The sequence below is a fragment of the Pseudomonas sp. GL-B-19 genome, assembly GCF_019956415.1.
In the GTDB taxonomy this organism is placed as follows: Bacteria; Pseudomonadota; Gammaproteobacteria; order Pseudomonadales; family Pseudomonadaceae; genus Aquipseudomonas.
This window is the reverse complement of record NZ_JAHBDK010000078.1, coordinates 1-15,828: the sequence shown is the minus strand read 5'-3', so window position 1 is coordinate 15,828 and position 15,828 is coordinate 1. Positions and strand designations below refer to the sequence as shown.

General features: G+C 58.4%; 9 protein-coding genes, 1 rRNA gene and 1 pseudogene. 7 read left to right on the top strand and 4 right to left on the bottom strand.

From position 1 onward, the window contains the following. Both KGB06_RS26265 and KGB06_RS26260 read left to right on the top strand, forming a co-directional pair. Positions 1–4,215, top strand: a 4,215-nt coding sequence (locus KGB06_RS26265; protein ID WP_223521016.1) for a beta strand repeat-containing protein, incomplete at its 5' end; no start/stop codon positions are given. Positions 4,216–4,363: 148 nt separating this feature from the next. Then, a complete protein-coding gene (locus tag KGB06_RS26260) occupies positions 4,364–4,702 on the top strand; it encodes a tryptophan synthase subunit beta (RefSeq protein ID WP_223521015.1) in 339 nt (112 codons plus the stop codon). A gap of 164 nt (positions 4,703–4,866) precedes the next feature. Here the strand turns inward: KGB06_RS26260 and KGB06_RS26255 are convergent. From KGB06_RS26255 to lapG, 3 genes and pseudogenes are all read right to left on the bottom strand, one after another. Then, positions 4,867–5,127 (bottom strand): annotated as a pseudogene (locus KGB06_RS26255) (DUF6124 family protein); the annotation flags it as partial. Positions 5,128–5,610: 483 nt separating this feature from the next. Next, complete coding sequence (gene lapD, locus KGB06_RS26250) at positions 5,611–7,557, bottom strand: cyclic di-GMP receptor LapD (protein ID WP_223521011.1); 1,947 nt, start codon at positions 7,555–7,557, stop codon at positions 5,611–5,613. Positions 7,558–7,571: 14 nt separating this feature from the next. Beyond that, positions 7,572–8,264 (bottom strand): cysteine protease LapG, encoded by a 693-nt coding sequence (lapG, locus tag KGB06_RS26245; protein ID WP_223521009.1) that lies wholly within the window; start codon positions 8,262–8,264, stop codon positions 7,572–7,574. A 218-nt stretch (positions 8,265–8,482) separates the two neighbouring features. On the opposite strand from lapG, the gene KGB06_RS26240 reads away from it, so the two are divergent. From KGB06_RS26240 to KGB06_RS26220, 5 genes are all read left to right on the top strand, one after another. Then, on the top strand, positions 8,483–9,193 hold the full coding sequence (locus KGB06_RS26240; protein WP_223521007.1) for a GntR family transcriptional regulator: 711 nt from the start codon (positions 8,483–8,485) through the stop codon (positions 9,191–9,193). Between the two features lie 681 nt (positions 9,194–9,874). After that, positions 9,875–10,651: a DUF3050 domain-containing protein gene (locus KGB06_RS26235; RefSeq protein ID WP_223521005.1), complete on the top strand. Its 777-nt coding sequence runs from the start codon at positions 9,875–9,877 to the stop codon at positions 10,649–10,651. Further along, positions 10,648–11,577, top strand: coding sequence for a diiron oxygenase (locus tag KGB06_RS26230; protein WP_223521003.1), 930 nt, complete (start codon positions 10,648–10,650; stop codon positions 11,575–11,577). The genes KGB06_RS26235 and KGB06_RS26230 overlap by 4 nt, the downstream gene beginning before the upstream one ends. A 14-nt stretch (positions 11,578–11,591) precedes the next feature. Next, a complete protein-coding gene (locus tag KGB06_RS26225; protein WP_223521001.1) occupies positions 11,592–15,002 on the top strand; it encodes a non-ribosomal peptide synthetase in 3,411 nt (1,136 codons plus the stop codon). Between the two features lie 23 nt (positions 15,003–15,025). Next, positions 15,026–15,493: an SRPBCC family protein gene (locus tag KGB06_RS26220; protein WP_223520999.1), complete on the top strand. Its 468-nt coding sequence runs from the start codon at positions 15,026–15,028 to the stop codon at positions 15,491–15,493. A gap of 217 nt (positions 15,494–15,710) precedes the next feature. Here KGB06_RS26220 and rrf read toward each other — a convergent pair. After that, positions 15,711–15,826, bottom strand: a 5S ribosomal RNA gene (rrf, locus tag KGB06_RS26215). Between the last annotated feature and the right edge of the window lie 2 nt (positions 15,827–15,828).

Below are 15,828 nucleotides of genomic sequence, written 5' to 3'. Positions count from 1 at the left end.
CTCCTGAGCGTCTCCAGCTTCAGCGTGAATGGGGTCGACGGCAGCTTCACGGCGGGCCAGACCGCAACCATGACCGGTGTCGGAACGCTGATCATCGCCAGCAACGGTGCTTACACCTTTACCCCGGCCGAGAACTGGAACGGCACCGTGCCGACCGTCACCTACACCACCAACACCGGTTCCACCAGCACGCTGAATATCAGCGTCACTCCGGTCAATGACCCGAGCGTCCTGACCGCGGACACCAATACTGTCGATGAAGACCACGCGGCCACCGGCAACGTGCTGACCAACGACCACGATGTCGATAATCTCCTGAGCGTCTCCAGCTTCAGCGTGAATGGGGTCAACGGCAGCTTCACGGCGGGCCAGACCGCAACCATTACCGGTGTCGGAACGCTGATCATCGCCAGCAACGGCGACTACACCTTTACCCCGGTGGAGAACTACAACGGCACCGTGCCGACCGTCACCTACACCACCAACACCGGCTCCACCAGCACGTTGAATATCAGCGTCACCCCGGTCAATGACCCGAGCGTCCTGACCGCGGACACCAATACTGTCGATGAAGACCACGCAGCCACCGGCAACGTGCTGACCAACGATCACGATGTCGATAATCTCCTGAGCGTCTCCAGCTTCAGCATGAATGGGGTCGACGGCAGCTTCACGGCGGGCCAGACCGCAACCATGACCGGTGTCGGAACGCTGATCATCGCCAGCAACGGTGCTTACACCTTTACCCCGGCCGAGAACTGGAACGGCACCGTGCCGACCGTCACCTACACCACCAACACCGGTTCCACCAGCACGCTGAATATCAGCGTCACCCCGGTCAATGACCCAAGTGTGCTGACTGCTGACTCCAACACAGTCCTCGAGGACAACATCGCCACCGGTAACGTACTGACTAACGACCGCGATGTGGATAACGCCCTGAGCGTAGCCAAATTCACGGTTGGCGGCACCGAGTACACCGCAGGCGCCGCCCCGGTGACCATCGCCAACGTCGGTACCCTGACCCTCGGTGCCAACGGCGCCTACACCTTTACCCCGGTGGAGAATTGGAACGGCACCGTGCCGACCGTCACCTACACCACCAATACCGGTTCCACCAGCACGCTGAACATCAGCGTCACCCCGGTCAACGACGCACCGACTGCCGCACCGGTTAACGTCACCGGTACCGAAGACACCCCGCTGATCCTCGGCTGGTCGACCTTCGGCGTCAGTGATGTCGACAGCCCAGCCACCAGCCTCGGAGTAAAAATCACCGGCCTGCCGGTCGAAGGCAAGTTGCAATACCTGAACGGCTCGACCTGGACCGACCTGACGCCTAACCAGACCATCACCAAGGCTGACATCGACGCGGGCAAGTTGCGCTTCATGCCTGACGCTAACGAATCTGGCGCCAACGGCTATAACAGCGGCACGGGCAACAATCTGGCGGACTACGCGCAGATCCAGTTCCAGCCAACCGACGGCACACTGCTGGGCAGCACCGGCACGATCAAAATCGACATCACCCCGGTAGCAGATGCACCAACGCTGAACGTCGCCAGCAACAACGTGACCTCGACAGGCTTAATCAAGGAAGTCTGGACTGGCCTGGCCGGCCTGGGCACCAATGGTAACGGCGCGCCTTCCGACACGCTGAAATCGGTGATCGATGCCGCCGGCACACCGAACTCCAGCAGCACCGTCGGCAACGTGCAATCCAGTGGCGATGTGGCTGCTGGCACCGCGTCGAAAACCTCCGGCCTGATTTACCTCGAAGCCGGCAAGACCTACACCTTCAGTGGCACCGGCGATGACAGCCTGCTGGTGACCATCGGTGGCAAGAGCGTGGCCAGTGCCCTGTGGGGCAATGGCGGCACGCTTACCGGCTCGTTCACCCCGACCACCAGCGGTTACTACACGCTGGACATCTACCACCACAATCAAAGCGGCCCGGGCAGCTATGACGTCAACCTGTCGGTCAACGGCAGCACGGCTATCGATTTGAGCAGCGCCGGTGTACCGCTGTACACCGGTGTGGCGGATCTGGTCGCTTCCGGCGTGACTGTTTCCGACCTGCACGGCACTAACGGCGAAGGCTACTACGAAGGCTACAAACTCAACACGGGCGCCGAAGGCACCAGCGTTCATCTGTCCGCAATCACCACCGCACTGACAGACGTCGACGGCTCCGAAAGCCTGAGCGTGAAGATCAGCGGCATACCGGTGGGCGCGGTACTCACCGATGGCGCCGGCCACACCTTCACCGCCACCGCGACGTCCGGCGAAGCCAATGTCACCGGCTGGACCCTCAGTTCCCTGACCGTGACCCCGCCTGCGTATTACAACGGCCAGTTCAACCTGACGGTGACTTCCACCTCCACCGAATTACTCGGTGGTTCGGCGCCGCCCAGCGTCGCAACGATTCCCGTCACCGTTTACCCGGCGGTCTATAACTCGATCACTGCCACCGCAGGAAACGACAATGTCGTCGGCACCGATGGCAATGACATCGTGGTGGCAGATATCGGCGGCCTGACGGTCACACCGGGCAAGAATTACAACATCGCGTTCATGGTCGACAGCTCGGGCAGCATGAGCGATTCCTCCGTAACGTCGGCGAAGAATTCGCTGGTAGCGGTGTTCACCTCGCTGATCGCCAGTGCCACCTCGCAAAACTCGAGCGCTGGCACCGTGAAAGTGTTCCTCGTGGACTTCGATACACAGGTCAACAAATCGATTTCGATTGATCTGTCGAAACCAGGTGCTCTGGACCTATTGAAGGGGGTCCTCAACAGCATGCAGTCTGGTGGTTACACCAACTACGAAGACGTGTTCAAAACCACCGCAAACTGGTTCAAAGGCCCTGACGCGCTGAGCAACCTCAACGCGACCAACCTCACCTATTTCATCACCGATGGTGAGCCGACCGCTTATACGAAGGACGAACAAACCAATCCGCTGGTCGTCGACTACAAGTCCAATAGCGCTACCGACCTTTACCTCGACAACGTGTTGAAGCAAGGCTCCTACACGCCGGGGACCGAGTTCAGGATGATCATCGGTGGTGAGAGTCGCGTGGTAGTTGATTCCTCGGGTGCTTTGTACAAATGGAGCGAAAAAGGGAACGGCGACTGGTCGTCGGACAAGTACAGTTCCAGCCTGCAAGTTCACGCTCAGGGAGACGGCACCTATGAACTGTCGGTTTACGTAGGCAGCGGCTCTGTCGACACCGTCAGTGCGAGCAATGCGGCATCCGCGTTCGCGCTGTTTGCTGCCGCCAACTCCAAGGTGCAAGCCATTGGCGTGAACAGCGGTGTCACGGAAAACGACCTCTCGCCGTATAACACCACCGATGGAAAACCGCTGGCCAACATCAACCCGGATGACCTGGCCAACGCCATTCTCGGCCACAGCGAAGCGACCCTTCCGGGCAAGGACACTATCAACGGCGGCGATGGCAACGACATCATCTTCGGCGACCTGGTGAGCTTCACTGGCGTGACGGGTGAGGGCTACACCGCGCTGCAGGCTTTTGTTGGCAAGGAAACCGGTGTCGAAACCAACCAAGTCACCTCAAGTAACGTGCACCAGTACGTCACCGAGCACTACTCCACGCTCGATGTGTCTGGGGCTCATGATGGTGACGATACGCTGTTGGGTGGTGCTGGCAACGACATCATCTTCGGGCAGGGCGGTGGCGACAAACTCTACGGCGGCAGCGGCAACGACATCCTGCTCGGTGGCACTGGCAACGATTTGCTAAACGGTGAGGCCGGCAATGACTTCCTCATCGGTGGCGCTGGCACAGATACGCTGGACGGTGGTGCCGGCAATGACACCCTCCTCGGTGGCACTGGCAACGACACGCTGATCGGCGGCTTGGGTGGCGACACCTTCGTCTGGAAAGCAGGCGATACCGGCACCGACGTGATCAAGGACTTCAATGCCAATGAAGGCGACCGCATCGACCTGCGTGATCTGTTGCAGAACGAGAGCGGCAGCACCATCGATAACTTCCTGAAGATCACCACATCTGGCGGCGTCTCGTCCCTGGAAGTCAACTCAGCCGGCAATTTCAACAGCGCCGACGCGACTGCGGCCAAGGCGGATGTGACGATCAAACTGGAAGGTAACAACTGGTCCAGCGCCAACCTGCATAACCTGATCGCCGGCAGCGATCCAACCATCAAGGTTGATCACAACAACAGCTGATCAAACGAAAAACGGCCGCCCTTATGGGGCGGCCGTCACGTTTGTGCCTTTCTCCACGGTGACGATTTCGTCGCCGCACCGCATACTCGCGTTCAGTTGGCCTATGCTGCTGACAGCATGACGCTGGTCCATTTCTGAGGGATGTTCAATGTTCTACGTGCAACGCGATGCGCAAGGCCAGTTAGTGCGCGTGGAAGCCGCGGCCTACGCCGAGGCCACGGAAACACTGCCGGCCGACAACCATGAAATCCAGACCTGGTATGCCAACGAAGTGATGGAAACCAGCCTCAAACAGCTCAAGCAGAGCGACCTGGAAATGATCCGGGTACTCGACGACTTGATCCAGGTGCTGACCAGCAAAGGCGTAATCCGCGTCACCGACCTGCCGCCGGCGGCACAAGCCAAACTGATGGACCGCAACCAGGCCCGTGAAGCGTTGGGCGGGTTGAGCCAGTTGATTGATGATGAAGAGACGGGGTTGATCTAACTCTAACTCCCCACCTTTTTTGGTATTCGTACTGACGCCATCGCGAGCAGGCTCGCTCCCACATTGGATTTCAGTCGTTCACACAAGCTGTGTTCACTGAAGATCACCTGTGGGAGCGAGCCTGCTCGCGAAAGCGGACTTCAACCCAACACAAAACCACCCTGCTAAATCTTGACTGAACCCGCCGCCAATTCTGGCGACTCAAGATGATCCAGCGCCCGCTCCACCAACAAATGAACCCCGTCGGCCATTCGGCTAAGCGCCAGCGCGACGCAGCGGCGTGAGCCTTCTACATCGTCGGCCAGGTCGGCGGCGATGGCGCTGATGGAGAGCAGGTCTTCGGAGGCGTTGGCCAGGAGGGCTTCGGTGGGGATGTCGGGGGAGACGGTGAAGAGGCGGCCCCTGCGAGGAGAAGGCGGATTTGGGGTTACTTTGAACATGGCGTGGTCTCAATGATTACAAAGAGGCTGACCCGGTTCGCTTGCACGCGAATAAGGTGGCAGCTATGTGCGGGGTGCAAGACCGAGTAACCACGCCCTAAACCTCGGCAGACCCGAAGGTCTCCCGCACACAGCCGCCATAAAGCAATCACAACAAGCATGAAAAATGCCTGATGAATGGCCAGAGGCAGTGTTTGGATGTGGTTTCTACCCGGACTTGCACGTCCGTGTCACTGATTATTCAGTGACAAGGCCAGACTAGACCTGCGCATTGCCCGGAACAAGTTCACCAAAACCGACACAACTCGAAGGAAATCTCCTAGGAATTTGCCTTCAGATTTTCCGGTGACTGCACTGACGCCATCGCGAGCAAGCTCGGCTCCTACAGGGGTTTTGGTCGTTCACACAGGCTGTGTTCACTGAAGATCTACTGTGGGAGCGAGCCTGCTCGCGATAGCGGCATCCGCCTCACCGCCAAGGCTTGGGCTCACCAAACAACTGCCCCTGAACCCCATAAAGCCCCATCTCCCGAATCACCGACAACTCCCCTTCAGTCTCGACCCGCTCGGCAATCAGCGGCAAATCGATGCTGTGTGCCGCGCGCTGGATCGCCTCGATGAACAGGCGCTTGTCGCTCTCCTGATCAATCGCCCGAATGTAACCGCCATCGATCTTCAGGTACGCCAGCCCTAGTCGCGCCAGGTTGCCGATCATGCTGAAGCGCCCACCAAAACGTTGCAGGCTCAGGGAGAAGCCGAGTTCTCGCAGACGCCGCGTCAACTCTTCCAGCATCGCTTGCTCCGGCAGCTGTTCCTCGCCGATTTCCAGCGTCAGGCGTGGCCCCAGATTAGAGTTCGCGCGCAAAATCTCGAAAACTTTATTCAGCGCCTGCGCATCGCCCAACGTCGCCGACGACAGATTCAGCGCCAGCGATTCTTCGTGACCCGCCATCTGCTCGAGCACCAATTCCAACATCAGCCGATCCAGCCGCGCGGTCCAGCCAAAACGTTCCAGCCACGGCAGGAAGCGCCCGGCAGGAATGGTCTGCCCCTGCTCGTCGACCAGGCGCGACAGCACTTTGTAATGCAACACCAGTTGCGTGTCCTGGCTGGCCACGACCGGTTGGAAATACAACTGGAACCGTCGCTGATTCAACGCCTGATCCAGCAAATTGTTCCAGGCATGATGGTCATCGCCGACAATGGCCGACGCACTGTGATCCAGGCACGCCCAGCTCGGCTCGCCCTGGGTTTCCGCCTGGGCCAACGCCTGATCGCCCAGTCCGAGCACCGCTTGCGGTGAGTCGCCATGTACAAACGGCGCCAACCCGATCGAAGCCACCGAGGCCACGTCGGTGGCGCCCGTCGCATGCAGGCTCGCCAATGCACTGTCGAGGTTCTGCGCCAACTGCAGCGCCTCTTCCCGCACCAGCCCCGGCGCCAGCACGGCGAACTCACCACCGCGAATCCGCGTGACGAGGTTCTGGGTTTCCGGGTACTTGGCACACTCGCGGGACAACTGCTCGCCCACGGCTTTCAATAACTGATCGGTGCGTTGGCCGCCCAACCGCTGGTTCAAACCGGCCAGGTCCTTGACCCGCAACAACAGCAGATAACCGGAACTGGCCTGCTCCGGATTGCTCACCCGGGTGTTCAATTGCATCTCGAAATAACGACGATTGGCGAGCCCGGTGAGGTTGTCCTGATAAGACTCGACCCGCAGTTTTTCACTGCGTTCGGCCTGTTCCTGGAACAACGCCTTGAGCTTCTCGACCATCTGGTTCATGGCCTGCACCACACGACGCAGCTCCGGCGTGCGAGGCAGTTCCGGCAGGCTGAGGAATTCGCGGCGGGCGATGGCGTGGGATTGCTTGACCATGTAATCCAGCGGTTTCAATTGCCGACGCAACAACAGCGCCCCCAGCACCGCGCTCACGGCGCCGCAAACCAACAACCAGCCGAGACTGCCCAGCGCGCTCTGCCACAACTTGGCCAGCGCAAACATCGGGTGGCTGACCACCTCCACCCGCGCCGCTTGCTCCCAACCACGACTGACAATCGCATCGCCGCCAGCGGCTTCAAGGCCAATCATTTTGACGAACCAGTCCGGCACGTTGTTGACCGCCGCAATCCCGTTGCGCTCGACGATGGTGTTGTCGTTGCTCAGGTCGACGACGCGGATGCTTGAGTAGTAACCGCTGTCGAAAATCGAGCTGACCAGCAGCTCGACCATCGCCGGGTCGTCGATGTTCGGCGTCAGGGACAGTGCCAGCGCCGTCGCGGCGTCCTGGGCGTGGGAGCGCAACTGGTTGACGTACTGGGTGCGCGAGCTTTCCAGACTGACCATGAAGCTGCCGGTGAAGGCGACCACCAGGAACAGACAAATAGCGATCAACAGCTGTTTGAACAAAGACATCTGAGCGCTTGCTCCTAGTTTGTCGTTTCGACCGGGAAACCTTCGGCCTGCATTTTCTTCAACACGTCCTGCCAGCGGGACAGACGTTTGGTGTCACCGACCTTTTTGTTGCCCTTGGCGCCGGGCAAGTACAAACCTTCTGCATTGAAAGAGTAGACCGGCAACAGATCGGTTCGTTGGCTGGCCGGCTTTATCTCGTTGATCAGGCTGTCGAGCACCAGCGGCATGGCCTCGGGGCTTGAATAGTAGGTCAACACCATGTGCGCCCGGTTCTGGCGCAACGCCTTGACGTAGGTGATGCGCAGCTTGTCACTGGATACGCCGAGGTGGCGCAGGCTGAAATACTTGGCAATCGCATAATCTTCGCAATCACCGGCGCCCTTCCACAGCGCTTCGATGGGCGTTCCCCAATAGTCGACCTCGTGCCACAGGTCGATGTCCTCGACGTAACGCACCTGCTTGTTGAAGAATAGGTTGACCACTTTGAGCTGTTCTTGCTCGCTGACTTGCTTCTGAGTGGCCAGCAACTGCTGCCAGGCATCGATCCGCTGCTGCCCTTCACCTAACGGTCCGTGTAAGGCTTGCGCACGGCGGCTGATCAGCGAAAAATCCCAATCGGCCTGCAAGCCGCCCAGCATGAGGCCGGCCAGTAGCAGCGCACAACACAGCCAGCGCAAAGTCCGTGGGATCGCGAAACGTACCGCCAATGCGAGGCATCCAGGTCAGGCAAATGGTATTCGGCCGATGGTGCAGGTTAGCCCGACAAAAGACAATGGCACGGTGCAATCACGGACGGCACGCTAGACTTGTATTGTGAATGACATAAAAAGATTGCGATCGAGAACCTGACTTGTTTGACAAGTCTCAGTGCAGTCACTAGTGTCCATTTGGATCCAAATATTTCAGTCGAATAGGGTGCGTAGTAGTGACACAGAAGCCCAACCCTCTCAGTAGTATCAAGGTCAGCGGGCCGATTCCCGCTCACCTCGCACGCTCGGTGATCGAAGAAACGCTACGCTCGGCGATTCTCGATGGGCGCATCCCTTGCGGCACTGCATTGCGCCAGCAAGATCTGGCCGATCTGTTCGGGGTTAGCCGCATGCCCGTGCGCGAAGCCTTGCGCCAACTCGAAGCCCAGGCACTGCTCAACGTTGTCGCCCATAAAGGTGCCGTCGTCGCACCGCTGGTTTCGGGTGATGCCGTTGAAACCTATGCGCTGCGGATTCTGTTGGAATCTGAAGCGCTGCGACTCTCCATTCCATTACTTGAGAAAGCAGACTTCGAGCAGGCTGCCCGTCATATCGATGACATGGAAACAGAGCACGATTACACCGAGATCGGCCGGCTCAATCGCCTGTTCCATATGTCGCTGTACAGCAAGGCGCCGAACCGTCGACTGTTGAGTCTGATTGAAGAAGGGTTGAACGAAGAGGAACGTTTCCTACGCTTCAATCTGGAAGCGATGGGCCTGGGCAAATTGTCTCAGGAAGATCACCGAGCGCTGCTACTGGCCGTGGAAGACCGCGACATCCAGCGCGCGGTAACGATGCTCGAGAATCACCTCAACCGGGGTGTCGAGGTCATTACACGCTACCTCGCCAGCCCTGAAGCGCTGAACAAGAAAACCTCCCGGTAAACCGTACCGGCAAGTTGAGCGAGCAGATCGGACTGCTCGCTTAGGCTTGTCGCGATGACGCTAAGCCCCACGCTAAAGCCCTGCCCTCGATTTCCCCCTCCCGAGCCCAATCATTGCACTGAGAAGATGACATCTCAGCGATAGCGGCTGCCGTGATTTACGCTCACTCTTGGACTGCCAACAACCAATGAACGGGCGACGCTGCGCACCTGCGTAACAGTCTCCGCACCAAGAACCTAAGGAAGGAGTCTTGTCACGGGAAAGGAAGCACCGGCGTTAATCCCAGCCAACTTCCCCCCCTAAAACCACTTCGACGATCTAACTATAAAAGTTGCTTCGAGTGAGGCATTCACTCTTTATTTAAATTCTGATGCTTATTAGTCGGAAGGAGTAACTACGCCCAAATAAAACTTAAAACAAAAGTTTTATTGGAGCTTGTCGCACCCGAATAACTTGAACTTTCATTTAATTAAAAAATAACTTGCCCGACTCTTTATTCGTGTATTAGTTTTTGTTCGCCGTACTGAACACAGGCCTGCAACCCTGTATCTGCGGACCATTACTCACTCATACAGCCCCATCAGCCTGAGGCCTTCGCTCGCCCATAGAAAACTTCAAACGACAGACACTTATTGCTCGCAACTTCATTAACCGTACTTCCGACAACCCATAGGCTCACTCATGAAAACGAATAAAGACCGCCTCATCCAGAAGAAGGCAGAACTTAGTGCACACCCGATCTTCTCTGAAATACATTCGCTGTCGGTACTTCAACGTTTCATGGAAACCCATGTATTTGCGGTGTGGGATTTCATGTCGCTCACCAAGCGCCTACAACAGGAATTGACCTGCGTTCAACTGCCCTGGTTGCCGCCACGAGACCCGCAGGCTGCACGTCTGATCAACGAAATCGTGCTGGGTGAAGAGTCCGATGATCGTCTGGTCCAAGGTCATTACAGCCATTTTGAATTGTATCTGGATGCAATGCGCGAAGTCGGTGCCAGCACCGTCGCGGTGGAACGCTTTGTAGCGTTGCAACAGGAAGGCGTAAGTTACGACGTCGCGTTGCAAAGCGTGGACGTCGATCCGGCTGCGGCGCAGTTTGTGCGGCACACGTTGCACACAGCGTTGCATGCACCCGGACACAGCGTCGCCGCAGCGTTTTTGCATGGTCGTGAGAGCGTGATTCCGCAGATGTTCCAGCGGATTCTCGACGACTGGGGCATCGGCATCGAGCAAGCGCCGACCTTCCGGTACTACCTGGAGCGGCACATCGAAGTCGATTCCGAAGACCACGGCCCGGCAGCGGAAAAACTCCTGGCCCGGTTGGTCGATGGCAATCCGCAACGCCAAGAGGACGTCTACGCCAGCGCCATTGCCGCCGTAGAAAGCCGCATCGCACTGTGGGACGGTCTGCGTCTGAGCATGGGCGAACCCTTGCCTGAGGTAAGCGCATGAACGCCGCCGACTACCAATCCTTCGCCGACGCCTGGGAGAGCCGCGCGACCATCCGCACTCGCCCACGGCGGGTGCTGGAAAACGACGACAAACTGATCTATCCCTTGAGCCGGCAACCGCTGGTGCTGAGTGAAACCTTCCTGCGTGAATGCCCGGAACAAAGGGACTTTGCCTTGGTGCAGACGCTCTACAAGTTCATCAACGACGTGGTGATTTTCGAAACCGAGATCGTCGACAAGACAGCGCGCAGCATTGCCAAGAATCGCTTCGCCGTGACGTTCCCGTTTGCCTGCCGTTACGACGCCATGACCGTGGTCGTGGACGAGGACTACCACGCGTTGGTGGCCATGGACTTCATGCAGCAGACCATCGCCATGACCGGCATCACACCGATCGTGTTACCGGACGAAATCGAGCTCAGTCGAGCGATCCCGGCGGCCGTGGCGCTCGCACCGGAACACCTGCGCAGTGCCGTCGAATTGATCTGCGTGGCCATTGCCGAGAACACCGTGACCGGCGATGTCGCGGCGTTCGCCAAGGACGACACAGTCAAGCAGTCGATCAAGGGCTTGATGGCCGATCACTTGCTGGACGAAGGTCGCCACTCCGGCTTCTGGGCGCGGCTGGTGCGCATCTACTGGCACACCGCGAGCGAAGAAGATCGCCATTGCATCGCGCAGATCCTGCCGGTGTTCATCAGGCATTACCTGACCAACGATATTCAGAAGTCCTTCGACTTCCTGTTGATCGAGTCTTTGCAGATCAGCGAGGCGGCACGTCAGGCACTCAAGTGCGAAGTCTCGGGGTTGGCCTTCCCGATCAATCGCCATCACCCGCTGGTCGCCAACATCGTGCGGTTTTTTCGCAGCAGTTCACTGCTCGATTCGCCGTGCGTGCAAGACGCGCTGAGCGATTACCTGGGTTAACAAGGAGTACATCCATGAGACGTCTCGACATTTTGCTCATTGGGCAAAGCCAAGCCTTGACCGACCTGGCGCTGGAGCTAGAACAACACGGTCATTCGTTAATGCGGTTCGACACGCTCAACGAGCAACCGGCATTTGATTTGCTGATCGACGACGCGAGTGTGCCGTTTGCTGACTTCAGCGAAACACCGCGACTGACGCTGCAACTGGGTGTCGGTGGAACGGAGGCTGACGGTTTGCCGTCGCTGGACGTGTTGTGCACCTACAACTCGGCATTGTTCACTCGCGTGCCAATCGCCGACGTGCCTTGCGGTAACGGCCAGGCATTGCGCCTGCGAGCGGTGGCGGAGCTGGTGGATCACGTCGCGCTGCTGGTCAGCCGCTTCTCCCGGGATGCCGAGTATTTTCTGCACGCACAACCGGCAGCGCCTGCTCACTTTGAGCGTGTGGAAAATCTGTTGTGGCTCGAACACCTGGCCTTCATCCATCAGCTCAACTTCACCGAGCAGCCCGGGCTGCTGAAACTGGGCCGGATCCCGATGATCGAACGCCTCGAACAACGCCTCCTCAAATCTGCCGAAGGACCTGCACTGAGTATCGACGGTGCATCTCTGAGCTATCGGCAACTGCATGCCCACAGCCGTGCAATCCAACAGCAGTTGCAGCCGCTACTCGATCAACATCAGGGGACGTTGGTGATCGGGATCTGCCTACCGAAATGCAGCGCGTTGTATGCAGGGATTTTGGCAATTCTCGGCAGCGGTGCAGTGTATTTGCCGCTGGAGCCGAGTCACCCGCTGCAACGTCAGCAGTACATTCTTTCAAATGCCGGGGCTGTGCTGTTGCTGCATGACGGCCAGCATCCACTCGCTGACGACATGCCGGGACTGGACATCAGCCGCATCGACGTCGACGACGTGGACCTCGAACAACCCTTGATGCGCCACCGGCCCGACCTAGACGCGCCGTGCATGGCGCTCTACACCTCGGGCACCACCGGGCATCCCAAGGGCGTGTTGCTCAGTCAGGCCAACCTTGCGCACTTCACCGCGTGGTACGCCGACTACGTGCAGCTCACCGATCAGAGTCGCGTGTTGCAGTTTTCGTCATTGAGTTTTGACTCGTCACTGATCGACATTTTCCCGCCCCTGCTTCAGGGCGCGGAGCTGATCGTGCCCAGTGACGATCAACGTCGCGATCCCTTGCAACTGGTCGAGCTGATCCGCCACCGGCAACTGAGCCACGCGTTTTTGCCGCCGGCACTGTTGAGCATTCTGCCGCTGGAGCAGTTGCAGGTTCTGGATCATGTGATGACCGGCGGCGACGTTTGCGAACCCTATGTGATCGAGCAACTGACCCGCCAAGGCAAGCTTTACAACCTGTACGGCCCGACCGAAGCCACAGTGTTGATTACCGCGCGACAATTGCGTAGCGGCGACAGCAATCGAACCCTCGGCGCACCGATTGCCAACAGCCAGGTGTTGATTCTCGATGAAGACTTTCAACCGGTGGCCGACCAGACTGTCGGTGAGCTGTACATCGTCGGACCGGGTGTGTGCCTGGGGTATCTGAACAACCCGCAACAGACCGCCGAACGCTACCTGAAGTTGAGTGTTCCAAGCGGCCAAAGCCTGCGCGCCTACCGAACCGGCGACATGGCGAAGTGGACCCGCGACGGCGTCGAGCTGTGTGGGCGGCGGGATCACCAGGTGAAGATTCGCGGGTTTCGGGTTGAACCGGAAGAGATTGAACGCTGCCTGCGTGACAGCCAGTTGTATCGCCAGGTGGCGGTGGTCATCGACAGTCAACGGCGCATCCTGGCCTTCCTCGCGCAGCCTCAGGAAGACCGGCCCGGCACCGCTCGCGAAGCCTTGAAGGCTCACGCGCTGCAGTTTTTACCGGACTACATGCAGCCGGTTGCCTGGACCGAACTGCAAAGCATGCCCTTCGCCAGCAATGGCAAAGTCGACCGCAAAGCACTGCTTGCAATGCCCATCAGCGTCCTGGAAAACACTACTCGGCGCTTACCCACCAGTGCCGATGAGGCACTGCTGCTGGAGATTTGGGCGGAGTTATTGGAGCTGCCGGCCAGCGACATTTCTACCGACGAAAGCTTCTTCAATCTGGGCGGTCACTCGATCCTGTTGTCGCGCATGTTGCTGCGAATGCGGGAGGAGTTTGGCCGCAGTATCTCGATCAACCGCTTCATCGAGTTACCGACGATTGCCAAGTTGGCGACCTTGGTACGCGGCTCCGGCACCGAAGAAGTGTTGAGTGAAAAGGCCTTGGCCGATGCCTTTCGTGAGTTGGATATTCAGCCGTTGCCCATCAGCCAAATGGGCGATGTGCACAAGGTGATCGTGACCGGCGCCAACAGTTTTGTCGGCGTGCACATTGTCGAGGCGCTGCTGGGTTGGGGGGCCACTGAAGTCGCATGCCTGGTGCGTGATGGTGCTGGGCAATCGGCGGCTGAGCGCTTTGCTCATGCACTGCGCGAGAACCGTCTGGAGCATCTCGACCTGAGCCGGGTGCGGGTGTATTCCGCAGACATCACTCGTCCGTCTCTGGGGCTGTGCGCCGAGGATTACCAACGTCTGGACCGGGAGTTCGGCGCACTGGTGCACAACGCTGCCAACGTCAATCACGTACTCGATTACGAGTCGCTGGCGCGGGACAACGTCGAACCGATTTTCGAGTGCCTTCGGTTGTGTGAAGGGCGCAGCAAGAAGGTATTCAACTTCGTCTCTACGCTCTCGGCGTCCAGCACGATGACCGCCGATGGCCGGGTGCTGGAATTGCCCGCCGCGCAGACACCGCCGATCTACATCAAGAATGGTTACAACCTGTCCAAATGGGTCGGCGAACGGATTCTGGAGCGAGCTCGCGAGCGAGGGGTGCGGGTCAATCTTTATCGCCCCGGCAACATCAGTTTCAACAGCCTCACGGGTGTCTGTCAGCCCCACAAAAACCGCTTGATGCTGATGCTCAAAGGCTCGATCCAGCTCGGCCAGGTGCCGGAGTTCGCGCTGAATTTCGACCTGATGCCGGTGGACTTTCTCGCGCGGTTCATCGCCTTCCATGCCAGCCGCTATCAGCCTGAAAAAGCGGTGTTCAACCTGCACAACCCCGAACCTCTGAGCTGGGATGACTACGTAGCGTCCTTTCGCGAGGCTGGGCGGGAATTCTCCATGGTCAGCGTCGCTGACTGGCAACAGCAACTGGACCGGGTTGACAGTGACAACGCGCTGTTCGGCGTACTCGGTTTTTACCTCAACGGCTTCGAGGAAGACATCGGCGATATCTCTATGATCGGCCACGACAACGCCCAGGCCGGCGTGCGGCAGATGGGCGCGCACTACCCAAAAAAAACCCCGGCGCTGCTGCGTCGTGGCTGCGACTACCTGAAAGAAATCAACTTCATCTGATTCAACTCAAACGGAGCGAAACCATGAGCACTCTGCAACCCGATACCCTGATCAAAAACCCTCAAGGCTGTCACGTGGTGTCGTCTGTGGAAGTTCCGGCCGAGGCTGCGAAAGTCTGGGCAGTCGTCGGCAACTTTGCCGGCTTCGATCAGTTCATCCCAGCGCTGTCGCACATCGAAATGACGGGCGAAGGCGTGTCGTCCTTGCGCAAGAAATTCTTCAAGGACGGCAACCTGGTGGTCGAACAACTCAACTCACGGGATGACCACGCGTTGAACATGACCTGGACCACGATCTACAACACGTTGGGTGTGGCCAATTTGTGGGCGGCCATGAGTGTTGAGCCGCTGGGCGCAGGCAAGTCCCGTGCGACCTGGACCATCATCGCCGAACCGGCACAGGGTGGTGCTGAGGCCCTGCCGGGGTTCAAGGAGTTTGTGCAGGGGTTTGCCGATGATGCAATGAACAATGTGTTGAAGCTGTTTACGTAAGGCTTCGTTTTCGCGGTGACAGGTACATCGCTGACCAGGAACGTGTGACATCCAGTTCTGCACGCTGCTAGAGGTCAGATCACCAGCACCCATAAACGGCATACAAAAAAGCCAGCCCCTGATTTGCAGGGGCTGGCTTTTTTGTTCTGCGGAATTTGACCAGTCTAAAACGACAAAACCCCTGTCTGCGTTAGCAGACAGGGGTTTTGGAATTTAATCTTGACGATGACCTACTCTCACATGGGGAAACCCCACACTACCATCGGCGATGCATCGTTTCACTGCTGAGTTCGGGATGGGATCAGGTGGTTCCAATGCTCTATGGTCGTCAAGAA